This window comes from Pseudomonas sp. MDT2-39-1, from assembly GCF_054898085.1.
Genome location: NZ_CM142716.1, coordinates 543,599 through 565,634, shown reverse-complemented (window position 1 = coordinate 565,634; position 22,036 = coordinate 543,599). Strand labels below are relative to the sequence as shown.

Below are 22,036 nucleotides of genomic sequence, written 5' to 3'. Positions count from 1 at the left end.
AGCCATGCCCGCTATCCGAATTGGCATTAACCCGATCTCCTGGAGCAACGACGACTTGCCATTCCTCGGTGGCGAGACGCCGCTGAGCACCGCTTTGAGCGAAGGCAAGGAAATCGGTTACGAAGGTTTCGAACTCAACGGCAAATTCCCCAAGGATGCCAAAGGCGTCGCTGACGTGCTGCGGCCCTACGAACTGGCGCTGGTGTCCGGCTGGTATTCCAGCCGTCTGGCCCGCCGTTCCGTGGCCGAGGAAATCGACGCCATCGGCAGTCACGTCGAGCTGCTGGCGAAGAATGGCGCGAAGGTGCTGGTTTACGGTGAGGTGGCTGACTCGATCCAGGGCCAACGCATTCCCTTGGTCGAGCGCCCGCGTTTCCACACCGAACAGGCCTGGCAGGAATACGCCGACAAGCTCACCGAACTGGCGCGTTTCACCCTGTCCCAAGGCGTGCGCCTGGCCTATCACCACCACATGGGCGCCTACGTCGAATCCCCGGCCGACATCGACAAGCTGATGGTGCTGACCGGCAGCGAAGTGGGTCTGCTGTTCGATTCGGGCCATTGCTACATCGGCGGCGGGGAGCCGTTGCAGGTGCTGCGTAAACACATCGAACGCATCTGCCACGTGCATTTCAAGGACGTGCGCAAACCGGTGGTGCAACTGGCGCGTAACAACCTGTGGAGCTTTCCTGACTGCATCATCAACGGCACCTTCACCGTGCCGGGCGATGGCGACATCGACTTCGCCGCGCTGCTTGATGTGTTGCTGGCCAACGATTACCACGGCTGGCTGGTGGTCGAGGCCGAGCAGGACCCGGCCGTGGCGCCCAGTTATGCCTACGCGAAAAAAGGCTACGACACCTTGCGTGCGCTGCTCGATGAGAGGATTGCCTTATGAGCCTGCTGGTCAAAAGCAACGCCCGTGGCCGGACCATGGTCGAGCTGGGCAAAGGTGAACTGGAATACGTTGGTTTCGCCGCTTACCGCTTGAGCCTGGGCGAAACCTTGCCGGTGTCGGCCGGTGATAAAGAACTGTGTCTGGTGCTGATTAGCGGCCGTGTCAGCATTAAGGGCGAAGCACCGGGGCAGGGCGCATTCGACTGGGACAACATCGGCGATCGCCATTCGGTGTTCGAAGACAAATCGCCGTTCGCTGCTTATCTGCCACCGGGCAGTCAGGCTCAAGTCGTTGCGCTAAGCGATGTGCAAGTCGCCGTCTGCGCCGCACCGGGCTCAGTCGAAAAGGGCCTCGGCCCGCGTCTGATCAAACCGGACAGCATGAAGCGCAGCGTGCGCGGCAAAGGCGCCAACACCCGATACGTGTGCGACATCCTGCCGGACACCGAGCCTGCCCATTCGCTGCTGGTGGTGGAAGTGCGCACGCCGTCTGGACACTCGTCGAGCTACCCGCCGCACAAACACGACACCGAAGACTTGCCGCACCAGAGTTTTCTCGAAGAAACCTATTACCACCAGATCAACCCGCCCCAGGGCTTCGTGTTTCAGCGCGTCTACACCGACGACCGCAGCATCGATCAAGCCATGGCGGTGGAAAACAGCGACCTCGTGGTCGTGCCCAAGGGCTATCACCCGGTCAGCGTGCCATACGGCTACGAGTCGTATTACCTGAACGTGATGGCCGGGCCGAAACGGGTCTGGCAGTTCCATAACGATCCGCAGCACAGTTGGCTGCTCGATCTCTGAATTCCAATATTCGAACGGAGAACAAGAACAATGAGCGACGCCCCGGTCATCGGCCATTACATCAACGGTCAAGTGCAAGACAGCGGCAGCGAGCGGTTCAGCAACGTCTTCAACCCGGCCACCGGCAATGTTCAGGCACGCGTCGGGCTGGCCAGCCAGAAGACCGTGGACGATGCCGTCGTCTCGGCCCTGAAAGCATTCCCGGCTTGGTCCGAGCAATCGTCCTTGCGCCGTTCGCGGGTGATGTTCAAGTTCAAGGAGTTGCTCGACCGTCATCACGATGAACTGGCAGAAATCATAAGCCGCGAACACGGCAAGGTGTTCTCCGACGCCAAGGGCGAAGTGACCCGTGGCATCGAAATCGTCGAATACGCCTGCGGCGCGCCGAACCTGCTGAAAACCGAGTTCAGCGACAACATCGGCGGTGGCATCGACAACTGGAACCTGCGCCAGCCACTGGGTGTGTGCGCCGGGGTCACGCCGTTCAACTTCCCGGTGATGGTGCCGTTGTGGATGATCCCGCTAGCGTTGGTCACCGGTAACTGCTTCATCCTCAAACCCTCCGAGCGTGACCCGTCCGCCAGTTTGCTGATGGCGCGCCTGTTGACCGAAGCGGGGTTGCCGGACGGCGTGTTCAACGTGGTTCAGGGCGACAAGACTGCGGTCGACGCACTGCTGCAACACCCGGACATCGAGGCGATTTCCTTTGTCGGCTCGACGCCGATTGCCGAGTACATCCACCAGCAGGCCACCTCCCGTGGCAAGCGGGTCCAGGCGCTGGGTGGGGCGAAGAACCACATGATCGTCATGCCCGATGCGGATCTGGATCAAGCCGCAGACGCCTTGATCGGTGCGGCTTACGGCTCGGCCGGCGAGCGTTGCATGGCGATCTCGATTGCGGTCGCGGTGGGTGATGTGGGCGACCAGTTGATTTCCAGATTGTTGCCGCGCATCGACCAACTCAAGGTTGGCAATGGCATGCAGGGCGACAGTGACATGGGGCCGTTGGTGACAGCTGAACACAAGGCCAAGGTCGAAGGCTTTATCGATCAGGGCGTGGCGCAAGGCGCGCAGCTGATTGTCGATGGTCGTGGATTCAAGGTGCCGGGCGCCGAGAACGGTTTCTTCGTCGGCGCGACGCTGTTCGATAACGTCACGACCGAGATGAGTATTTATCAGCAGGAAATCTTCGGCCCGGTGCTGGGCATTGTCCGCGTTCCGGATTTCGCCAGCGCCGTCGCGTTGATCAACGCCCACGAATTCGGCAACGGTGTGTCGTGTTTCACCAGCGACGGCGGCATCGCCCGAGCCTTCGCCCGCACGATCAAGGTCGGCATGGTCGGCATCAACGTGCCGATTCCGGTACCCATGGCCTGGCATTCCTTCGGCGGCTGGAAGCGCTCGCTGTTCGGCGATCACCACGCTTACGGCGAAGAAGGCATCCGCTTCTACAGTCGCTACAAAAGCGTGATGCAGCGTTGGCCCGACAGCATCGCCAAGGGCCCTGAATTCAGCATGCCGACGGCCAAATAGTTCACCTGTGCGGAGAACAACAATAATGAGCAAACCCCTGCGTTTCGCCTTGAACCGTATGGTCGCCCCACGTTTGTCCCTGCCTGCGTTCATCGACCTGGCGGTGGCCCTCAAGGCCGACGCGATCGAAATTCGCAACGACCTTAAAGGCGTCGAGATCGAAGACGGCACCGCGCCCGAGCGCGTCCGTGAGTTGTGTGCCACCCACGGCATTACCGTGCTGTCGATCAACGCGTTGTATCCGTTTGATGTGTGGAATGACGAGCGCCGTGCCCACGCCTTGAAGCTGGCTGCCTATGCCCGCGATTGCGGCGCTTAAGGGTTGGTCATGTGTCCACTCAACGACCGTGCCGACCCGCGTGACGAGGCCGCACGTGCTTCCGGTCTGCGCACGGCGTTGAGTGAACTGGCGCCGATCCTGCGCGATCACGACATTCTCGGTTTCATCGAGCCGTTGGGTTTCGAAGAATGCTCGCTGCGCCGTAAACGCACGGCGGTGGAGGCGATCAAGGCCATCGGCGGGCTGGATGTGTTCCGTCTGGTTCACGACACTTTTCACCATCATCTGGCCTGCGAGCATGAATTCTTCCCCGAGCTGACCGGCTTGGTGCACATCTCCGGTGTCGAGGATGCCGAAGCGCCGCTGGCGACCATTCGCGACGGCCATCGCGTGCTGGTGGGCGAGGGCGACATCCTCGGCAACGCGGCGCAAATCGACACCTTGCTCAGCAGCGGTTACAGCGGCTACCTGTCGTTCGAACCGTTTGCCGACAGTGTCCACGGCCTGGCGGATATCCAGCAGGCGATCGGCGCGAGCATGGATCACCTGCAAAGAACTCAAGGTTAATGGAGATCCCCTGTGGGAGCGGGCTTGCTCGCGAAGACGGCGGTACATCCAACATTGATGTCGCCTGACACACCGCTTTCGCGAGCAAGCCCGCTCCCACATTAGACTGGGTTTGCCTTCAAAAAAAGGTGCAAGCATGACCACAACAAGACTGACCATGGCCCAGGCCCTGGTGAAATTCCTCGATAACCAGTACATCGAGGTCGATGGCGTCCAGAGCAAATTCGTCGCCGGGATCTTTACCATTTTCGGTCACGGCAACGTGCTGGGCCTGGGGCAGGCCCTGGAGCAGGACAGCGGCGACCTGATCGTCCATCAGGGCCGCAACGAGCAAGGCATGGCCCACGCCGCCATCGGTTTCGCCAAGCAAAACCTTCGCCGCAAAATCTACGCCTGTTCCTCATCCGTCGGCCCCGGCGCGGCGAACATGCTGACCGCCGCCGCGACGGCCACCGCCAACCGCATTCCCTTGCTGCTGTTGCCCGGCGACGTTTACGCCTGTCGCCAGCCGGACCCGGTGCTGCAACAGATCGAGCAGTTCCACGACCTGAGCATCAGCACCAACGACGCATTCAAGGCCGTAAGCAAATACTGGGACCGCATCAACCGTCCCGAGCAGTTGATGACCGCGGCGATCCACGCCATGCGCGTACTCACCGACCCTGCCGAAACCGGCGCCGTGACCCTGGCCTTGCCGCAAGACGTGCAGGCCGAGGCCTACGACTATCCCGATTACTTCCTGCAAAAACGCGTGCACCGCATCGAGCGCCGTCCGGCCACTGAAGCGATGCTCGGCGACGCCTTGGCGCTGTTTAAAGGCAAGCGCAAACCGCTGATCATTTGCGGTGGCGGGGTCAGATACTCCGGTGCCAACGCGGCGTTGCAAGCGTTTGCCGAGCGCTTCGATATTCCCTTCGCCGAAACCCAGGCCGGCAAGAGCGCGGTGGTCTCCAGTCACCCGCTGAACGTTGGCGGGATTGGCGAAACCGGTTGTCTGGCGGCGAATCTATTGGCCAGGGAGGCGGATCTGATCATCGGTATCGGCACTCGCTACAGCGATTTCACCACCGCGTCGAAATCCCTGTTCCAGCAGGCGGACGTGCAATTTCTAAACCTCAACATCAGCCCCTGCGATGCCCTGAAACTCGACGGCGTGCAACTGCTGGCGGATGCCAAAACCGGCTTGCAAGCCTTGGCTGAAGCCTTGGGCGATTACCGTTCGGCGTGGGGCGATCAGCCGCGTCAGGCCAAGGCGCAACTGGACGAAGAAGTCGATCGCCTCTATCAGGTCGAATACCAGACCCAGGATTTCATCCCGGAAATCAACGACCACATGGACCCGGCGGTCCTGCGCGAATTCATCGAGCTGACCGGCTCCTGCCTGACCCAGAGCCGCGTGCTCGGCGTGCTCAACGAAACCCTCGCCGATGACGCCGTGATCGTCGCCGCTGCCGGCAGCCTGCCCGGTGACTTGCAGCGCAGCTGGCGCAGCAAGGGCGTGAACACCTATCACGTCGAGTACGGTTATTCCTGCATGGGGTACGAGGTCAACGCCGCATTGGGCGTGAAACTCGCCGAGCCCGAGCGCGAGGTCTATGCGCTGGTCGGCGACGGCTCTTACATGATGCTGCACTCGGAGTTGGCGACCTCGATCCAGGAGCGCCGCAAGATCAACGTGGTGCTGCTCGACAACATGACCTTCGGCTGCATCAACAACCTGCAGATGGAACACGGCATGGACAGCTTCGGCACCGAGTTTCGCTTCCGCAACCCGGAAACCGGCAAGCTCGATGGCGGGTTCGTGCCGGTGGACTTCGCCATGAGTGCGGCCGCCTATGGCTGCAAGACTTACAAAGTGAACACCGTTGAAGAGCTGAAAGCCGCACTGGCGGATGCACGCCGGCAGACCGTGTCGACGCTGATCGACATCAAGGTGTTGCCCAAAACCATGATTCACAAATACCTGTCGTGGTGGCGGGTCGGCGTTGCGCAAGTCTCCACCAGCGCCCGCACCGATGCGGTGGCCAAGACCCTGAACGAACGACTGGCCAAGGCCCGTCAGTACTGACTGCTCGACAAAAATTCCAACAGGAGATCAGAAATGTCTTTGAAGCTGGGTGTTATCGGTACAGGGGCCATCGGCCAGGATCACATTCGTCGTTGCAGCCAGACCTTGCTCAACAGCCAGGTTGTCGCCGTCACCGACATCAATTTGCAGCAAGCGGCCCAGGTCGTTTCCGACCTGAAACTGACCGCCGAGGTCTACCCCGACGGCCACGCGCTGATCAAGGCGCCCGAAGTCGAAGCGATCCTCGTCACCTCCTGGGGGCCGAGCCACGAAGCGTTTGTGCTGGCGGCGATTGCGGCGGGCAAACCGGTGTTCTGCGAGAAGCCCCTGGCGGTCACCGCTGAAGGCTGCCGCAACATCGTCGAGGCCGAAGTAGCACACGGCAAGCGCCTGGTGCAGGTCGGTTTCATGCGTCCATACGATGAAGGCTATCGCGCCCTGAAAGCGGTGATCGACAGCGGCCAGATCGGCGAACCGCTGATGCTCCACTGCGCGCATCGCAACCCGACCGTGGGCGAAAACTACAAGACCGACATGGCCATCACCGACACGCTGATCCATGAATTGGATGTGCTGCGCTGGTTGCTCGACGACGATTACGTATCGGTGCAAGTGGTGTTCCCGCGCAAGAGCAGCAAAGCCCTCGCGCATTTGAAAGACCCGCAAATCGTGCTGCTGGAAACCGCCAAGGGCACGCGCATCGACGTGGAAGTGTTCGTCAATTGCCAGTACGGCTACGACATCCAGTGCGAAGTGGTGGGGGAGACCGGCATCGCCAAACTGCCGGAGCCTTCGCAGGTTCAACTGCGCAGTGGGGCGAAGCTGTCGAATGCGATTTTGATGGACTGGAAGGATCGCTTCATTGCGGCGTACGACGTTGAGTTGCAGGCGTTCATTGATGGTGTGCGCGCTGGTCAGGTGGGCGGCCCCTCGGCGTGGGATGGCTTCGCAGCGGCGGTGGCAGCAGATGCCTGTATCGAAGCCCAAAACAGCGGCCAGATCGTAAAAGTCACCCTGCCAGACCGCCCCCACTTCTACGGCTAACCCCCGATTCCCTGTAGGAGCGAGGCTTGCCCGCGAAGGCGGCTATTCAGCCAACATCAATGTGGATTGTGCTGACGCTTTCGCGGGCAAGTCGGATCGCCGCACCGCTCGCTCCTACAGGATGTGTGCCGGGCTCAAGACCTGTTTAGGGAGAACAATAAAATGCGCATCGCACTAGACCCCTACATGTACCGCAACCTGTCCCTGGGCAAGATGGTCGACAAGGTTGCCGAGCTCGGTTACGAACACATCGAGCTGTCGCCCCGGGAAGATTTCCTGCCGTTCTATAAAGCCCCACGGGTCGACAAGGCGCGGATCAAGGAGTTTCGCAAAGCCCTGAGCGACAGCGGGGTCAAACTCTCTTCCTTATTACCGATGTACCACTGGGCTGCCGCCGATGAAGGTTTGCGCGTGGCCGCCGTGCGTAACTGGAAGCGCGCGATCCAGATTGCCGTGGAGATGGACTGCGAACTGGTCAACACCGAGTTCACCGGCCAGTCGGACAACCCGCTGGTGTGCGAAAACCAGTTCATGCGCTCCATGGACGAGTTGATCCCGGAGTTCGAACGCGAAGGCATCAAGCTCGACATCCAGGCCCATCCGTACGACTTCTGCGAGTGCAACAACGAGTCGGTGGACATCATCCGCGGGCTGGATCGCGACTGGATCAACTACCTCTACGCCGCGCCGCACACGTTTTTCTACGACGACGGCGTCGGTGATATCGCTTCGATGCTCAAGTACGCTGGCTCCAAGCTAAGCCACTTGATCATCGCCGACACCTACAACCACAAGGCTTCCTCGGGTTTGCGCTACATCGTCAACCCGCCGGGCGCTACGGCTACCGTGCACCAGCATCTGGACATCGGTCAGGGCGAAGTCGACTGGGAAGCTTTTTTTGGCACTTTGCGCGAGATCAAGTTCGACGGCATCGCCACGGTCTCGGTGTTCGCCTGGGAAGACCGGCCGGACGAGTCCAACCGGATGATGCTCGAACGCGTCAAAAGCGAACTCTGCCGCTAAAGGCCGGCACAAAACCTGTAGGAGCGAAGCTTGCTCGCGAAAGCGGCGGCACAGTCAATATTGATGTCGCCTGATACAACGCTTTCGCGAGCAAGCTTCGCTCCTACAGGGGCGGTGTACATCCAGTGAGCGGTTACAGAACAATTAGAAGGAATGCACACATGCGTATCGGACTTGTCGGTTACGGCCATGGCGGCCGGTTTTTTCATGCTCCGCTGATCAGCAGTCTGCCGGCGGCGACGTTCGTTGGCGTGGTCACCCGTTCCCCGGAGCGCCGACAGTTGCTGGCGGCCGAGCACCCCGGCGTGCCGGCCTTCGACAGCATCGGCCAACTGGTGGAGGCGGGCGTCGATGTGCTGGTGATCTCCACACCGCTCAAGGGTCGCCCGGCGCTGGTGCTTGACGGTATTGAACTCGGCGTGGCGGTGGTCAGCGACAAGCCGTTCGCCGCCGATGCGCAGCAAGCCCAAACCCTTATCACCATGGCCGAGCGCCAGGGCGTACAGCTCAGCGTCTACCAGAACCGACGCTGGGACTCGGACTTCCTCACCGTGCGCAAACTCATCGAGTCCGGCGCCCTGGGTCACGTCACCCGTTTCGAATCGCGGATCGAACGTTACTCGCCGCAATCGGTGAACAACGGCAGTGGCGGTGGCTTCCTACGTGATCTTGGCAGTCACCTGGTGGATCAGGCGTTGCTCTTGTTCGGCCCGGTGACAACGGTCTACGCCGAACTGGATTATCTGGAAAAAGGCCAAACCTTCGACAACGGCTTCTTTGTGTCCCTGACCCACGCCAACGGGGTGATCTCACACCTGGGCGGCAGCTGCCTGCAAAACACACCGGGCCCGCGATTCCGCGTGACCGGCACCCAAGGTTGTTACAGCGTCGATGGCCTGGACGGGCAAGAAGCCTCGGCGCTCGCCGGGCTCTCGCCGAAATCTGAGGGTGAACGCTGGGGCGTTGAAGAGCATCGCCGCTGGGGCTGGTTCGAGCAGGGCGAAGTGCGCGAGCGCGTTCCCTCCGAGCGCGGGTGTTGGAATCAGTTCTATTTGCAGCTACAAACCGCGTTACAGAGCGGTGGCCCACTGCCTGTTGAGGCCCGTGATGCACTGGCGACCACCCACGTTCTAGACGCTGCGCGGCTGAGTTTCGAGCGGCGTCAGGTCGTGGAACTAAGCCCGTTTGAGAGCCATGGAACAAAATCAGAATAAAATTCTAAAATGAGTTGATATAGAAATAATATTCCAATAAAGTCATTTCCAGCGAACTGCCTCTCGCTCGTCATCAACGCTTTTACCGCTTGCCCGCTTACTGAAAATCGTCACGCCTCATCCATAAAACCAACAAGAATGTGGAGAAAGACTTTTCATGAAGACCAAGATCCGTTTTGCCTCACTGGCCTTGTCCCTGATGTTCGCCAGTGGCGCTGCCCTGGCCGACATGAAGATCGGCGTCAGCATGTCCCAGTTCGATGACACCTGGCTGACCTACCTGCGCGAATCCATGGACAAGAAAGCCAAGTCCTACCCCGACGGCGTGCAGTTGCAGTTCGAAGATGCCCGTAGCGACGTGGTCAAGCAGCTGAGCCAGGTAGAAAGCTTCATCAGCCAGAAAGTCGATGCCATCGTGGTCAACCCGGTGGACACCGCCGCCACCAAGAAAATCACCGAGGCCGCCGTCAAGGCCGGCATCCCGCTGGTGTACGTCAACCGTCGCCCGGATGACCTGAAGCTGCCAAAAGGCGTGGTCACGGTCGCGTCCAACGATCTCGAAGCCGGTGAAATGCAGATGCAATACCTGGCCGACAAGATGGGTGGCAAGGGCGACATAGTGATTCTGTTGGGAGACCTGGCCAACAACTCCACCACCAACCGCACCAAAGGCGTCAAAGAGGTGCTGGCCAAGTACCCGAACATCAAGATCGAGCAAGAGCAGACCGGCACCTGGCTGCGGGATAAAGGCATGACCCTGGTCAACGACTGGCTGACCCAGGGCCGCAAGTTCGATGCGGTCGTGGCCAACAACGACGAAATGGCCATTGGTGCCGCGATGGCCCTGCAACAGGCAGGCGTCGACAAGGGCAGTGTGCTGATCGCTGGCGTCGACGGTACGCCGGACGGCTTGAACGCGATCAAGAAAGGTAACATGGCTGTTTCGGTGTTCCAGGACGCCAAGGGTCAGGCGGATGGTTCGATCGACACCGCCGTGAAAATGGCCAGGAACGAGCCGGTTGAACAGGCCGTGTGGGTGCCATATCGCTTGATCACTCCGCAAAACGTCGACACGTTCAAATAGCCCGTCCGCCAAATAACAACAATAAGCACGCAAGGTTGCCACCGCGACCTTGCTGATGGAGTACCTGATCATGTTCGCTTCAGCGACTGCTTCGAGCACCCCGTTGGTGGGTATCCAGCCAACCGCAACACCTGTCGATGAGCCGTACCTGCTGGAGATCATCAACGTCAGCAAGGGTTTTCCCGGTGTGGTGGCGTTGTCCGACGTGCAGCTTCGGGTCCGTCCCGGCTCCGTCCTGGCGCTGATGGGTGAGAATGGCGCGGGTAAATCCACCCTGATGAAAATCATCGCCGGCATCTACCAGCCGGACTCCGGTGAACTGCGCCTGCGTGGCAAACCGGTGGTGTTCGAGACGCCCCTGGCCGCGCTTCAGGCCGGGATTGCGATGATCCATCAGGAACTCAACCTGATGCCGCACATGAGCATCGCCGAGAACATCTGGATCGGCCGCGAGCAACTCAACAGCCTGCACATGATCGACCACCGCGAGATGCACCGCTGCACCGCGAAATTGCTGGAACGCCTGCGGATCAACCTCGACCCGGAGGAGCAGGTCGGCAACCTGAGCATCGCCGAACGGCAGATGGTCGAAATCGCCAAGGCGGTGTCCTACGACTCCGACATCCTGATCATGGACGAACCGACCTCAGCCATTACCGACAAAGAAGTCGCGCACCTGTTTTCGATCATTGCCGACCTCAAGAGCCAGGGCAAAGGCATCATCTACATCACCCACAAAATGAATGAAGTGTTCGCCATCGCCGATGAAGTGGCGGTGTTCCGTGACGGCGCCTACATCGGCCTGCAACGGGCCGACAGCATGGACGGCAACAGCCTGATCTCGATGATGGTCGGCCGCGAGCTGAGCCAGTTGTTCCCGGAGCGCGAAAAGCCCATCGGCGATCTGCTGCTGTCGGTGCGTGACCTCAAGCTGGACGGTATTTTCAAAGGCGTGTCCTTCGACCTGCATGCTGGCGAGATCCTCGGCATCGCCGGGCTGATGGGGTCGGGCCGGACCAATGTCGCCGAAGCGATTTTCGGCATTACCCCGAGTGATGGCGGCGAGATTCGGCTCGACGGCGAAGTGGTGCGCATCAGCGATCCACACATGGCGATCGAGAAGGGCTTTGCGCTGCTGACCGAGGATCGCAAGCTCAGCGGTCTGTTCCCTTGCCTGTCGGTGCTGGAGAACATGGAGATGGCGGTGCTGCCGCATTACGCCGGCCACGGTTTCATTCAGCAGAAAGCCCTGCGGGTGTTGTGCGAAGACATGTGCAAGAAGCTGCGGGTGAAAACCCCGTCGCTTGAGCAGTGCATCGACACCTTGTCCGGCGGCAACCAGCAGAAAGCCTTGCTGGCACGCTGGCTGATGACCAATCCACGAATCCTGATCCTCGACGAGCCGACCCGGGGCATCGATGTGGGTGCCAAGGCCGAGATCTACCGGCTTATCTCCTACCTCGCCAGCGAAGGCATGGCGGTGATCATGATTTCCTCGGAGCTGCCGGAAGTGCTGGGCATGAGCGACCGGGTGATGGTCATGCACGAGGGCGACCTGATGGGCACCCTCGACCGCAGCGAAGCGACACAGGAACGGGTCATGCAACTGGCCTCGGGCATGTCCGCGGTTCACTAAGTCAAGGGTGAACGCAGTTCTGTGGCGAGGGGATTTATCCCCGTTGGGCTGCGAAGCGGCCCCAAAAGATGGGACTGCTGCGCAGTCCAACGGGGATAAATCCCCTCGCCACAGGGTATGTATTCGATGCCGGAATTCATTAGAAGGGTGAGTGGTTATGAACGCGATACTGGAAAACAAGCCAGCAACGACACCGGTCAAGAGTCGCCGGCGCTTTCCGACCGAGTTGAGTATTTTCCTGGTGCTGATTGGCATCGGCCTGGTCTTCGAAGTCTTCGGCTGGATCGTGCGCGACCAGAGCTTCCTGATGAACTCCCAGCGCCTGGTGCTGATGATCCTGCAGGTGTCGATCATCGGCCTGCTGGCGATTGGCGTGACGCAGGTGATCATCACCACCGGTATCGACCTGTCATCCGGTTCGGTGCTGGCGCTGTCCGCGATGATCGCTGCCAGTCTGGCCCAGACCTCGGATTTCGCCCGGGCGGTGTTTCCGTCGCTGACCGACTTGCCTGTCTGGATTCCGGTGATCGCCGGGCTCGGCGTGGGACTGCTGGCGGGCGCGATCAACGGCAGCATCATTGCCATCACCGGGATTCCGCCATTCATTGCCACCCTTGGCATGATGGTGTCGGCGCGGGGCCTGGCGCGGTTCTACACCGAAGGCCAGCCGGTGAGCATGCTCTCGGATTCCTACACGGCCATCGGACATGGCGCCATGCCGGTGATCATTTTCCTAGTCGTCGCGGTGATCTTTCACATCGCGCTGCGCTACACCAAGTACGGCAAGTACACCTACGCCATCGGCGGCAACATGCAGGCGGCGCGCACCTCGGGGATCAACGTCAAGCGTCACCTGGTGATTGTCTACAGCATCGCCGGGTTGCTTGCCGGCCTGGCGGGGGTGGTCGCCTCGGCACGTGCCGCGACCGGGCAGGCGGGGATGGGCATGTCTTACGAGCTGGACGCGATTGCCGCGGCAGTGATTGGAGGCACCAGCCTGGCCGGCGGCGTCGGGCGCATCACCGGCACCGTGATCGGGGCATTGATTCTCGGGGTGATGGCCAGCGGGTTTACCTTTGTCGGGGTTGATGCGTATATTCAGGACATCGTCAAGGGACTGATTATTGTGGTGGCGGTGGTGATCGACCAATACCGCAACAAGCGTAAACTCAAGCGCTGAGTCGCAGAACAGACAGCCAATGCGCCACGCCTGACCCGCGTGGCGCAGCCGTTTGTCTTCTATATACAGCCGCTCGATTGAATTTCTTGCTATAAACGCACTCCGATAATCACCGCAAAGGCTGCAATAGAGCACTTTCCGGGCTTTGTCGGACAAATTCGCTGTCTTTTCAATTGCAGAGGCCTCAAGTCGGCCTTAGACTGCCGGCCCTCGTAAATTGAGTGCCGGGTGGCGCTTGGAATAAACGGCGCCTTTCCGATGGCCAGACCAGGTCCGCCGGAATGCTCCCTAATTCGCCTTAATGCACGTTTTTTTATAGAGATATCAATGACAAAGGACAAGTTGCTGGCCATGCCGGCGGATGACTACATGAATGCCGAGCAACATGCTTTTTTCTCCGAGCTGTTGCAGAACATGAAAGTCGAAACCCATGAGCGCATCGAACAGAACCGCATCGCCATCGAGAGCCTGGACACACCAGCCGATCCGGCCGACGCTGCTTCTGTCGAAGAAGAGCGCACCTGGCTGGTGAATGCGATCGATCGCGACCAGCGCATGCTGCCTCAGTTGGAACAGGCTCTGGAACGCATCAAAGAAGACAGCTTCGGCTGGTGCGACGACAGCGGCGAGGCCATCGGCCTGAAGCGCTTGCTGATCAGCCCGACCACCAAGTACTGCATCGAAGCTCAAGAGCGTCACGAACAGATCGACAAGCACCAGCGTCAGGCCTGATTTCGTAACGACCCGCATCGCGGGCAATCTTTGCTCCCTGCAGGAGCGAGGCTTGCCCGCGATGCTTTTTGCCGTCTGCGAAAACCTCAAGCACTTCTATTGATCTGCTGCAGCGCCCACTACTAATGGACCATAGATAATGGCCCAGTAGTGGCGTTTAATGCCTGGACAACAATTAGAAGATGCATGGGGTGACGAAGATGACGAGAGACGGATCTCTGGTTGCGGCAGTGCCTGCACCAGTGTTTTTGCCGAAAAACCCTTGGCTGACGCCAACCCTGCAAAGCATCGCCCTGATGCTCTTGCTGTGCGGCATGGCGCTGGGAGGCTGGTCGCTTTACCTTTGCCTGCCACTGGCCATTCTGGTTATCTGGCTGCCACGCCTGCGCTCACGCACCACTCCCCAAGCAACTCCTGCCGACGGCGCCAGTGCCATCGCCGAGTTGACTCGCGATCTTTCCTACACCACCAGTCATAACGCCTTGTCGGCCGCAGGCGTGGCCTTTTCGGTCAAGCAACTGGCCGACAAACTGCAATCGCAACTCGACGCGGCGGCGCAAATCGTCAGCAACGCCGAAGTGATGATCGCGACCGAACAAGCCACCTCGAAACTCAGCCGCGAAGCCCTCAGTGCCGCCAGCGAAGCTCATCAGAGCAGCGCAGCAGGGCGCACGGAACTGATTGAGTCCATCAGTCGCATGCATCAGCTCAGTCAGCGCGCCAGCAGCAGCCGTGAACTGATCGAGGCCTTGAGCCTGCGCAGTGACGATATTCAACGGGTTACCCTGGTGATTCAGTCGATAGCCAGCCAGACCAATCTGCTGGCCTTGAACGCCGCGATCGAAGCGGCCCGAGCCGGGGAACACGGTCGCGGGTTCGCGGTGGTGGCGGATGAAGTTCGCGGTCTGGCGGCGCGCACGGCGACGGCAACCGGCGAAGTCGGGGAGATGGTTGCCGATATCCAGCAACGCACGGCTCAAGTGGTGGAGCAGATCCGCCAACTGTCCAGCGACCTCGACACGGGTGTTGAGCAGGTCGAACACACCGGCCAGCACCTGGAAAACATTGCGCGTCTGGCCGCCGGCGTCGAGAACCAGGTCGGGGAAATCGCCAGGGGCGCGGACACCAACCGCGAACAACTCGACAGCCTGTTCCACGCCATCGAACAGATGCGCAGCGACCTGGCGGTCAGCGACCAACAGACCCAGCGCCTGGCTCAAGCAGCAGTGCAAATGGAAGGTCAGGCCGAAACCATCAGTGAGCGTCTCGCCGAGGTCGGGCTGGATGACTACCACCAACGGATTTACGACCTGGCCCGCGAAGGCGCCAGCCAGATTGCCGCGCGTTTCGAAGCGGATATCGATCAGGGTCGTGTGAGCCTTGATGATCTGTTCGATCGCAGTTACCAGGCGATCCCCAACACCAGCCCCGCTAAGTTTCAGACCCGCTTCGATCGTTACACCGATCAGGTCTTGCCAGAGATCCAGGAACCGTTGCTGCCGCGACATGAAGGCCTGGTGTTTGCCATCGCCTGCACCCAGCAGGGTTACGTGCCGACCCACAACACACTCTTCAGCCAGCCGCTGACCGGCGATGCGCAGGTCGATACGGTAAAAAACCGCACCAAGCGCAAGTTCGCCGACCGTACCGGCATCCGCTGTGGCAGCCATCAGCAGCCCGTGTTGTTGCAGACTTACACCCGCGACACTGGCGAGCTAATGCACGACCTCTCGGTGCCGATCATGCTCAAGGGGCGGCATTGGGGTGGATTGCGCTTGGGCTACAAGCCCCAGAAGCCCAAAAAATAGAACAACCGATGAATCACTTGTTGTGAGGGGGCTTGCCTGTGGCGAGGGGATTTATCCCCGTTGGGTCGCGAAGCGGCCCCTAGCGTCCGTTCAGAGATACTGAATTGTCTGGATTGACGACTGCTGCGCAGCCAAACGGGGCGGTGCGACGTTTCGCTAAACCCCCTCGCCACAGTCAAGACTGGCGGGCTAGTGAATCTGGTGCATGCGCAGGTTCAGGTCGTCGACCACCCGCGCCCAATCGGCGTCTTCACGCAATTGTTCTTTGAGGAAGCCTGCTTGTTGCGGCGTCCAGAACTCGGCATCGATGAGTTTCTTGTCGTCGGCCAAGGGGGAATGACCGGCGATGAAATCGTCGATGGCTTTCTCGCTGGAGTCCAGGCCGAGCTGGTCGAACAAACCTTTCAAGTCGTGTGTAGGTGAATCCATCTTCATCTCCTTGCGGGTCGCGTCGAATGCGAGGTCTGAGGTGCGGTGTCATTGCATCTGAGGGGGCCGCGCTTCAGGAGTTCGATCACGATGTGGGTCAGCAGGAGAGAGCATAGACGGCAAATCCGACGATCAGGCTTTCAATGCACCTTCATCGACGGCGAGTTTAAGGGCTTGGGCAGCCTCCTTGGCGGCGATAGCGGCGACTTCCGAGGTTTTGAACCAGCGATCCTTCTCGACCTGGTGATACGTCACCGCAGTCAACGGTGGTTTGGCACGCATGATGATGACTGCCTGGAATTCGCCGTCGACCTCTCTGGCTTCGCCCCGGATAAAAAATTCACCGATATCAAATTCCGTCACGTAGCTGCCTTCCCTTGGAAATATTTTGTTGTGTTGAACGCCGTCCGTCCTGGGGACGGATTTCGTGGATCGGGCAGTATGGCAGTAGTTGCCTGCCGGCGGCTGAGTTAAGTCGCCGGCATGACGAAACGTCTATAGGTATGAACGCAAAAGAACACGTCAGACGCGTGACTCGAATGAGCGGGCAAGGGCGCAGGCTTCGTTATGGCATCCGCGGAAACCTCTTACGCGTCCCGTGGAAATTTCCTTGATGTGGAAGAAGGCATTACCGGCCAATACCACTTGAAAGCGTGGCAGCAGAAAGCTTTCCGGCTGCAACTCATGCGGCTGGAACATCACCGGGAGCAAGGGGACGGAGCTGTTTGCGCGCTCTGTTTGGGAGGAGGCGAAGTGAGTCATTGTGCACATGTGAAGTCCTTTTCATTGTTTTGCCGACGTGTGTACGTCGTTTTGGGTAGTCTCTGTGAGCAAGGCTGCTCTAGAATCACCCTCACTGGTGGGCGAATGGTGTTCATCTAAAGCAATTTTTTACTGGCGATCTGTCAGAAAAGTGCTTTTTTTAAAGAGATTTTTCCCTAAAGTTGGTAATCCGGTTTCCTCTGGCTGCAAGAAGGGCGTTTTCCTTCAACATCTGACGACTTTCACAGAGGACGGCGCGAGGGGTATTCCAGTAATCTCACTGACCTCGCGAGGCATGAGCGCTCTGCTCAGCTCAGGATTTCAATTCGGGTCTTACGGCAAACTTTCGGCATGGCCGCTTTTTTCTGCTGTGCGCTTCTTCTGCGTGCGGCATCATTTTCAGATGTGGGGATGTTTCCTTGGCAGTAAGTAATCTCGATATGCATGCTTTGTTCGTGCTCGGTGATTTGCGCGCAAAGCTGGTTAAACAGTTTCAGTCACGTTTCGTTTACATCACCGAACAGAACGCTGAAGGCATTTACATTGCCGAGATCGACACCGAAGAGGCACTGGTGGTCGATGACAAGCCAGGGCTCAAGCTCAAGGTCGGCGATCATTTCAGTGCTTCGGTATTGCCCAGTCGTGAAGGTGGCAAGCTCGACATCAAGTTCCGTGAAATCAAACTGACGGTGTACGGACTGGGCGATTACGCCTTTGTCACCACCGCAGACGGTCACGCGATTGTGTTCAAGGAAGGTCATAGCGTGGTGATGGTCTTCGCCGCTCACCAGCAGTTGCAGGAAGGCCTGACCAAAACCCTGAAAGCCGTGACCGCCAAAGCCGCCAAGTGGCGCAAGGGCGAACTGATCACGTTCAAGGCCAGCGAGTAATGACCCTGACCCGCGCCGATTTCCACGAACAGAACCAGGCCAGCGCGCAAGTCGAAGCCCGGCGGCTGTTCGAGCAGAAGGCTGTTCTGCAGGGAGGCTGGCTGAGTTGGGTCGCGTCACAGATCTACACGCTGCGCCCGGCGGCGTACGCCAGCATGGTAAGAAGAGAGCTGGCTCGCTTGCAGGAAACTTCCGAAAAGTAATTCATGCCCCCTCGAAAGCAGGAACCTCTACTACAGTCAGTTGACTGGGTATTCAGAGGCTTGCGGTCTTCTGTCAGGCCATCCTGCTATTGCTGTGAACAGCACGAGGTGCAAAAGCATGAAAGGATTTCGACGGTTGCTGGCCGTTGCCCTGGCCACGTTTGGTGTATTGAGTTCATCCCTTCCGGTATCTGCGGCCCAGGCGCCGATCCACTTCGCCGACCTGAACTGGGAAAGTGGCAGCCTGATCACCGATATCCTGCGGATCATCGTCGAGAAGGGCTACGGCTTGCCGACGGACACCTTGCCCGGCACAACCATCACCCTGGAAACCGCACTGGCCAACAATGACATTCAGGTCATTGGCGAAGAATGGGCCGGGCGCAGTCCGGTCTGGGTCAAGGCTGAAGCCGAGGGCAAAGTCGTGAGCCTGGGCGATACGGTCAAGGGGGCGACTGAAGGCTGGTGGGTGCCCGAATATGTGATCAAGGGCGACCCGGCCAAGGGCATCAAGCCGCTGGCGCCCGGTTTGCGCAGTGTCAGCGACCTGCCCAAGTACAAGGATGTGTTCAGCGATCCGGAAAGCCCGGGCAAGGGACGCTTCCTCAACAGCCCGATTGGCTGGACGTCGGAAGTGGTGAACAAGCAGAAACTAACGGCCTATGGCCTGAACGACAGCTATGTGAATTTTCGCAGCGGTTCCGGAGCGGCGCTGGATGCAGAGATCAGTTCGTCGATTCGTCGCGGCAAGCCGGTGCTGTTTTATTACTGGTCACCGACGCCGCTGCTCGGGCGCTTCAAGCTGATTCAGCTGGAGGAGCCGCCCTTCGATGCCGAAGCCTGGAAAACCCTGACCGACGCAGACAACCCCAATCCGAAACCGACGCGCTCGCTGGCCTCGAAGCTGTCGATCGGTGTGTCCACGCCTTTTCAGAAGCAGTATCCGCAGATTGCCGATTTCTTCAGCAAGGTCGATTTTCCGATCGCCCCCTTGAACAAGGCGCTGGCTGAAATGAGCGAAAAACACACCCCGCCACGTCAGGCGGCGGAGGCGTTCATGAAGGCGCACCCGGATGTTTGGCAGGCGTGGGTGCCCAAGGATGTGGCGGATAAGGTATCTGCCGAGTTGAAGTGATGCAGGGAGACTGATGCCGCTTTCGCGAGCAAGCCCGCTCCCACAAGGATTTTGTGAGCGCTGAAGATCCATTGTGGGGCTTGCTCCGGGCGGCGTTCCGACGAAGCTTTTGCTTTTGCTTTTAAAACCGGGTCTGCACCGCCAATTCAAACGTCCGCGGTGTCCCGAGGTAATACGCCGGCGACACATGCGCAAACTCGGCATACACCTCATTCGTCAAATTACGCACCCGGCCGGTGACGGCGGTATGCCGATCGACCTTGTAACTGAGAAACGTGCCATAGAGCGTGTACGACGGCACAGTCATGGTGTTGGCACTGTCGGCAAACACCGAGGCCACATAACGTGCATCGACACCGCCTTGCCATTGCGGCGCGAAGTCATAGGTCAGCCACAGATTTCCGACCCGGTCCGGCACGTTGGTCGGCGTGTTGCCCTTGCGTGAAACCACCACGCCGGCCGCATTCTTCTCGGTGAACTCGTCGTACTGCGCATCGACCCACGCGAAGTTGCCCTCCGCCAACAGCTTGTCGGTGATCCGCAGGGAGCTGGCCAACTCGATCCCTTTGGACGTCTGCTGCCCCACGGGAATACTGGTGGTCGGGTCCAGTGGATCGGTCACTGCGAAATCCTTTCGCTCAATCGTGTACGCCGCCACCGTTGCCGAACCGCGCCCGTCCAGATAATCGAACTTGCTGCCGACTTCCCATTGCTTGCCGGTGGACACGTCGAAATCCTGCGTGCCGTTGGGCTGTTCGGCGGCGGTGCTGTATTGCACGTAGACGTTGGCGGAGGGAATGAACTGGTAGGTCAGGCCGACCCGACCGGTCACCGGCTCCCAGCTGCGTTTCAAATGCCGGGGATTGCTGGCGGTCACTGCCCGGTGATTGGTCACGTCCAGGTCGATATCGTCGTAACGCACGCCGGTCAGCAACGCCAGTTTGTCGGTCAGTGCCAGGCGGTTTTCGGCGAACAGGGCTTTGGTCGTCACCTCGTTGGTCTTGTCGCTGACAAAACCCGGTTTAGTGCCGGGGATGTCATAGAAGTGCCCTGGCTGAAAGTTGTTCGGGTCGACGGTGCTGGCACCTTTGACGTTCAGCGGCGAGTTGGTGGTCTGGTTGGCCTTGTACTCGAAACCGCCAGACCAGGTAGTGTCCAGGCCAAACAGCGTGTTGTCGTGGCGCAACTCGAACTGGTTGCCATTCTGTTCGCCCTGATGCCGAACCTGATACGCCGTGGAGCGGTTCACCGCGCTGTTGTCGGCGTTGTACTGGTAGGTTTCCAGGTTGCGGTAATCGCGCTGGCTGTCGAGGTGATAAAGGGTGTTGCGCAGGGTGGTGCTGTCGTTGATCCGATAGTCGATGATCGAGCGAACCCAGATCGTGCGCTGCTCGTAACGCCCGTCTTCAACGTTGTAGTTGTTGAAGCGGTTGTGCCTGTCGATTTTCAGTTCGCCGGCCTTGGGGTTGAGCACGGGCGTGCCCCAGTACGGACTGTCTTCATGTTCGTCCTGATATTCCAGCGCGAGGGTGTGGGACAGGTTGGGCGTCAGGTCGCTGAGCAGCGAGAACGCCACACTCCAGGCCTCGCGCTCTTGACGGTCGATGTAGCCATTGCCGGTGTTGTGGCTGACGTCGAGCCGCGCGTAGTGCTGCACATCTGCACCGGCCTCGCTGAGCGCGTGGTTGAGGCCGAACGCGGCTTCGGTGGTGTCATAAGTGCCGTAGCTGACGCGGCCTTCGATCGCGCGCTCTTCGCGGGTCGCGAGTTTGGTCACGTAGTTCAATGAGCCGCCCACGGAACCGGCGCCATTGATCAGCGACGACGGGCCGCCCACCAGTTCCACCCGATCATAAATCCACGCATCCACCGGCCGGGCGAGGCCGCCGGAGACGTTGATGCCGTTGAACATCTGGGTGATCTGGCCGCTGGTGAACCCCCGGTAGGAGACAAATCCGCCGAAACCCGGCGGTGCGCTGGCATTGACGCCGGGCAAGGTGTTGGCGGCGTCCTGGAAGTTTTGCGCGCCGTGGCGCTCGATGTCATTGCGGTCGGCGATGGCCACCGACGCCGGGGTTTCACGCACGCTCAGGCCCAGACGCGAGGCCATGCCGCTGGCTTGATCGAGGCTTAACCCCGGCTCAGTCACCGCTTCGCCATCAATCATGATGGGCGCCAGGTCGACGGTGGATTGCGCCCAGGCGTTAACAGACAGGCAGCCGCACAGGCTGGCCAGTAAAGGAATGCGTTTCATCGATGAATCCTGAATGCTTGTCTAGGAAGCAGCGCACAGGCAAACGTCACGCGTTGGCGCGGTGGGCTGATCGGAAAAGGCGAAGTAACTCAGGCGAAAGGCGGGGCGCGAGGATTGGCCGAAGGCCAGGTGAAGCGGGCAGGGAGGTCAGCGCTGGCGACGACGGCCAAGGGTGGGCTGTGTTGCTCCGGAAGGATCGCCAGGGTCAGGCTGGAGTTGAGCGCCGGGCCCATGCCGCCGGTGGAACACAGCGGGCAACCGAAGGCCTTGGACAGGGTCGGCAGGTTGTCTTCGGAGCTGTTCGGGGAGGCTGGCGCCTGGGTGGCCGGATCAACCGAACAGAACTGGCCGCCGATGCCGTTGAGCTGCATCCCGACCATTTGCCCGTGACCGATACTGCAGGCGAACACGTTGAACAGGACGCAGCAATAAAGCATCCAGGCCATCAGTGTGCGATCAGTTCGGGCGAATTTCATGGAGCGGTACTTTA

20 protein-coding genes and 1 pseudogene are annotated in these 22,036 nt (G+C 59.8%); 16 read left to right on the top strand and 5 right to left on the bottom strand.

Going from position 1 to position 22,036, the window contains the following annotated elements; genetic code table 11:
* Window positions 1–4 precede the first annotated feature (4 nt).
* From iolE to ACYZTM_RS02820, 13 genes and pseudogenes are all read left to right on the top strand, one after another.
* The gene (gene iolE / locus ACYZTM_RS02880; RefSeq protein ID WP_461986902.1) at window positions 5–898 is read left to right on the top strand and encodes a myo-inosose-2 dehydratase; all 894 of its coding nucleotides are present in this window, start codon (window positions 5–7) and stop codon (window positions 896–898) included.
* Window positions 895–1,704 carry a 5-deoxy-glucuronate isomerase gene (gene iolB / locus ACYZTM_RS02875; RefSeq protein WP_461986900.1) on the top strand — a complete coding sequence of 270 codons (810 nt, stop codon included), beginning with the start codon at window positions 895–897 and terminating at the stop codon, window positions 1,702–1,704. The genes iolE and iolB overlap by 4 nt, the downstream gene beginning before the upstream one ends.
* Before the next feature lie 30 nt (window positions 1,705–1,734).
* Window positions 1,735–3,237: a CoA-acylating methylmalonate-semialdehyde dehydrogenase gene (locus tag ACYZTM_RS02870; protein WP_461986898.1), complete on the top strand. Its 1,503-nt coding sequence runs from the start codon at window positions 1,735–1,737 to the stop codon at window positions 3,235–3,237.
* 25 nt (window positions 3,238–3,262) lie between these two features.
* Window positions 3,263–4,084, top strand: a pseudogene (locus tag ACYZTM_RS02865) (TIM barrel protein).
* Window positions 4,085–4,220: 136 nt separating this feature from the next.
* Window positions 4,221–6,152 (top strand): 3D-(3,5/4)-trihydroxycyclohexane-1,2-dione acylhydrolase (decyclizing), encoded by a 1,932-nt coding sequence (gene iolD / locus ACYZTM_RS02860; RefSeq protein WP_461986896.1) that lies wholly within the window; start codon window positions 4,221–4,223, stop codon window positions 6,150–6,152.
* Between the two features lie 33 nt (window positions 6,153–6,185).
* Window positions 6,186–7,196, top strand: a complete 1,011-nt coding sequence (iolG, locus tag ACYZTM_RS02855) for a bifunctional inositol 2-dehydrogenase/D-chiro-inositol 1-dehydrogenase (RefSeq protein WP_461986894.1) — start codon at window positions 6,186–6,188, stop codon at window positions 7,194–7,196.
* Between the two features lie 162 nt (window positions 7,197–7,358).
* Window positions 7,359–8,219 carry a sugar phosphate isomerase/epimerase family protein gene (locus ACYZTM_RS02850; protein WP_461986892.1) on the top strand — a complete coding sequence of 287 codons (861 nt, stop codon included), beginning with the start codon at window positions 7,359–7,361 and terminating at the stop codon, window positions 8,217–8,219.
* A gap of 161 nt (window positions 8,220–8,380) precedes the next feature.
* A complete protein-coding gene (locus tag ACYZTM_RS02845; RefSeq protein WP_461986890.1) occupies window positions 8,381–9,433 on the top strand; it encodes a Gfo/Idh/MocA family protein in 1,053 nt (350 codons plus the stop codon).
* Window positions 9,434–9,590: 157 nt separating this feature from the next.
* The gene (locus ACYZTM_RS02840; RefSeq protein ID WP_131060191.1) at window positions 9,591–10,517 is read left to right on the top strand and encodes a sugar ABC transporter substrate-binding protein; all 927 of its coding nucleotides are present in this window, start codon (window positions 9,591–9,593) and stop codon (window positions 10,515–10,517) included.
* 70 nt (window positions 10,518–10,587) lie between these two features.
* The gene (locus ACYZTM_RS02835; RefSeq protein WP_131060192.1) at window positions 10,588–12,153 is read left to right on the top strand and encodes a sugar ABC transporter ATP-binding protein; all 1,566 of its coding nucleotides are present in this window, start codon (window positions 10,588–10,590) and stop codon (window positions 12,151–12,153) included.
* Window positions 12,154–12,310: 157 nt separating this feature from the next.
* Window positions 12,311–13,333 (top strand): ABC transporter permease, encoded by a 1,023-nt coding sequence (locus ACYZTM_RS02830; RefSeq protein WP_461986888.1) that lies wholly within the window; start codon window positions 12,311–12,313, stop codon window positions 13,331–13,333.
* Window positions 13,334–13,660: 327 nt separating this feature from the next.
* Window positions 13,661–14,065, top strand: coding sequence for a TraR/DksA family transcriptional regulator (locus ACYZTM_RS02825; RefSeq protein ID WP_007907888.1), 405 nt, complete (start codon window positions 13,661–13,663; stop codon window positions 14,063–14,065).
* Window positions 14,066–14,247: 182 nt separating this feature from the next.
* Entirely contained in the window at window positions 14,248–15,873 is a 1,626-nt protein-coding gene (locus ACYZTM_RS02820; protein ID WP_461986886.1) for a methyl-accepting chemotaxis protein, read from the top strand.
* A gap of 189 nt (window positions 15,874–16,062) precedes the next feature.
* Here the strand turns inward: ACYZTM_RS02820 and ACYZTM_RS02815 are convergent, their stop codons facing one another.
* The 3 genes from ACYZTM_RS02815 to ACYZTM_RS02805 all read right to left on the bottom strand — a co-directional run bounded on the left by ACYZTM_RS02815 (window position 16,063) and on the right by ACYZTM_RS02805 (window position 17,510).
* Window positions 16,063–16,302, bottom strand: a complete 240-nt coding sequence (locus ACYZTM_RS02815) for a DUF2789 domain-containing protein (protein WP_131060194.1) — start codon at window positions 16,300–16,302, stop codon at window positions 16,063–16,065.
* A gap of 132 nt (window positions 16,303–16,434) precedes the next feature.
* Window positions 16,435–16,665, bottom strand: coding sequence for a hypothetical protein (locus tag ACYZTM_RS02810; RefSeq protein ID WP_131060195.1), 231 nt, complete (start codon window positions 16,663–16,665; stop codon window positions 16,435–16,437).
* Window positions 16,666–17,372: 707 nt separating this feature from the next.
* Entirely contained in the window at window positions 17,373–17,510 is a 138-nt protein-coding gene (locus tag ACYZTM_RS02805) for a hypothetical protein (protein ID WP_165557445.1), read from the bottom strand.
* Here ACYZTM_RS02805 and ACYZTM_RS02800 point away from each other — a divergent pair.
* The 3 genes from ACYZTM_RS02800 (at window position 17,484) to ACYZTM_RS02790 (ending at window position 19,292) form a co-directional block, all read left to right on the top strand.
* Window positions 17,484–17,954, top strand: a complete 471-nt coding sequence (locus tag ACYZTM_RS02800; RefSeq protein ID WP_131060197.1) for a hypothetical protein — start codon at window positions 17,484–17,486, stop codon at window positions 17,952–17,954. The two genes, ACYZTM_RS02805 and ACYZTM_RS02800, sit on opposite strands and share 27 nt — an antisense overlap.
* Complete coding sequence (locus ACYZTM_RS02795) at window positions 17,954–18,157, top strand: hypothetical protein (RefSeq protein WP_461986883.1); 204 nt, start codon at window positions 17,954–17,956, stop codon at window positions 18,155–18,157. Before ACYZTM_RS02800 ends, ACYZTM_RS02795 begins: the two co-directional genes overlap by 1 nt.
* A 118-nt stretch (window positions 18,158–18,275) precedes the next feature.
* Window positions 18,276–19,292 carry an ABC transporter substrate-binding protein gene (locus ACYZTM_RS02790; protein ID WP_131060199.1) on the top strand — a complete coding sequence of 339 codons (1,017 nt, stop codon included), beginning with the start codon at window positions 18,276–18,278 and terminating at the stop codon, window positions 19,290–19,292.
* Window positions 19,293–19,413: 121 nt separating this feature from the next.
* On the opposite strand, the gene ACYZTM_RS02785 is transcribed toward ACYZTM_RS02790, so the two are convergent.
* Entirely contained in the window at window positions 19,414–21,546 is a 2,133-nt protein-coding gene (locus tag ACYZTM_RS02785; RefSeq protein ID WP_461986880.1) for a TonB-dependent receptor, read from the bottom strand.
* Between the two features lie 89 nt (window positions 21,547–21,635).
* A complete protein-coding gene (locus ACYZTM_RS02780; protein ID WP_131060201.1) occupies window positions 21,636–22,022 on the bottom strand; it encodes a DUF2946 domain-containing protein in 387 nt (128 codons plus the stop codon).
* Window positions 22,023–22,036 lie beyond the last annotated feature (14 nt).

Excerpts from the sequence above, each read along its gene's own strand:
- iolE (WP_461986902.1), top strand. The coding sequence starts at position 5 with ATGCCCGCTATCCGAATTGGCATTAACCCGATCTCCTGGAGCAACGAC.
- iolB (WP_461986900.1), top strand. The coding sequence starts at position 895 with ATGAGCCTGCTGGTCAAAAGCAACGCCCGTGGCCGGACCATGGTCGAG.
- ACYZTM_RS02870 (WP_461986898.1), top strand. The coding sequence starts at position 1,735 with ATGAGCGACGCCCCGGTCATCGGCCATTACATCAACGGTCAAGTGCAA.
- iolD (WP_461986896.1), top strand. The coding sequence starts at position 4,221 with ATGACCACAACAAGACTGACCATGGCCCAGGCCCTGGTGAAATTCCTC.
- iolG (WP_461986894.1), top strand. The coding sequence starts at position 6,186 with ATGTCTTTGAAGCTGGGTGTTATCGGTACAGGGGCCATCGGCCAGGAT.
- ACYZTM_RS02850 (WP_461986892.1), top strand. The coding sequence starts at position 7,359 with ATGCGCATCGCACTAGACCCCTACATGTACCGCAACCTGTCCCTGGGC.
- ACYZTM_RS02845 (WP_461986890.1), top strand. The coding sequence starts at position 8,381 with ATGCGTATCGGACTTGTCGGTTACGGCCATGGCGGCCGGTTTTTTCAT.
- ACYZTM_RS02840 (WP_131060191.1), top strand. The coding sequence starts at position 9,591 with ATGAAGACCAAGATCCGTTTTGCCTCACTGGCCTTGTCCCTGATGTTC.
- ACYZTM_RS02835 (WP_131060192.1), top strand. The coding sequence starts at position 10,588 with ATGTTCGCTTCAGCGACTGCTTCGAGCACCCCGTTGGTGGGTATCCAG.
- ACYZTM_RS02830 (WP_461986888.1), top strand. The coding sequence starts at position 12,311 with ATGAACGCGATACTGGAAAACAAGCCAGCAACGACACCGGTCAAGAGT.
- ACYZTM_RS02825 (WP_007907888.1), top strand. The coding sequence starts at position 13,661 with ATGACAAAGGACAAGTTGCTGGCCATGCCGGCGGATGACTACATGAAT.
- ACYZTM_RS02820 (WP_461986886.1), top strand. The coding sequence starts at position 14,248 with ATGCATGGGGTGACGAAGATGACGAGAGACGGATCTCTGGTTGCGGCA.
- ACYZTM_RS02815 (WP_131060194.1), bottom strand. The coding sequence starts at position 16,302 with ATGGATTCACCTACACACGACTTGAAAGGTTTGTTCGACCAGCTCGGC.
- ACYZTM_RS02805 (WP_165557445.1), bottom strand. The coding sequence starts at position 17,510 with ATGCATATCGAGATTACTTACTGCCAAGGAAACATCCCCACATCTGAA.
- ACYZTM_RS02795 (WP_461986883.1), top strand. The coding sequence starts at position 17,954 with ATGACCCTGACCCGCGCCGATTTCCACGAACAGAACCAGGCCAGCGCG.
- ACYZTM_RS02790 (WP_131060199.1), top strand. The coding sequence starts at position 18,276 with ATGAAAGGATTTCGACGGTTGCTGGCCGTTGCCCTGGCCACGTTTGGT.
- ACYZTM_RS02785 (WP_461986880.1), bottom strand. The coding sequence starts at position 21,546 with ATGAAACGCATTCCTTTACTGGCCAGCCTGTGCGGCTGCCTGTCTGTT.
- ACYZTM_RS02780 (WP_131060201.1), bottom strand. The coding sequence starts at position 22,022 with ATGAAATTCGCCCGAACTGATCGCACACTGATGGCCTGGATGCTTTAT.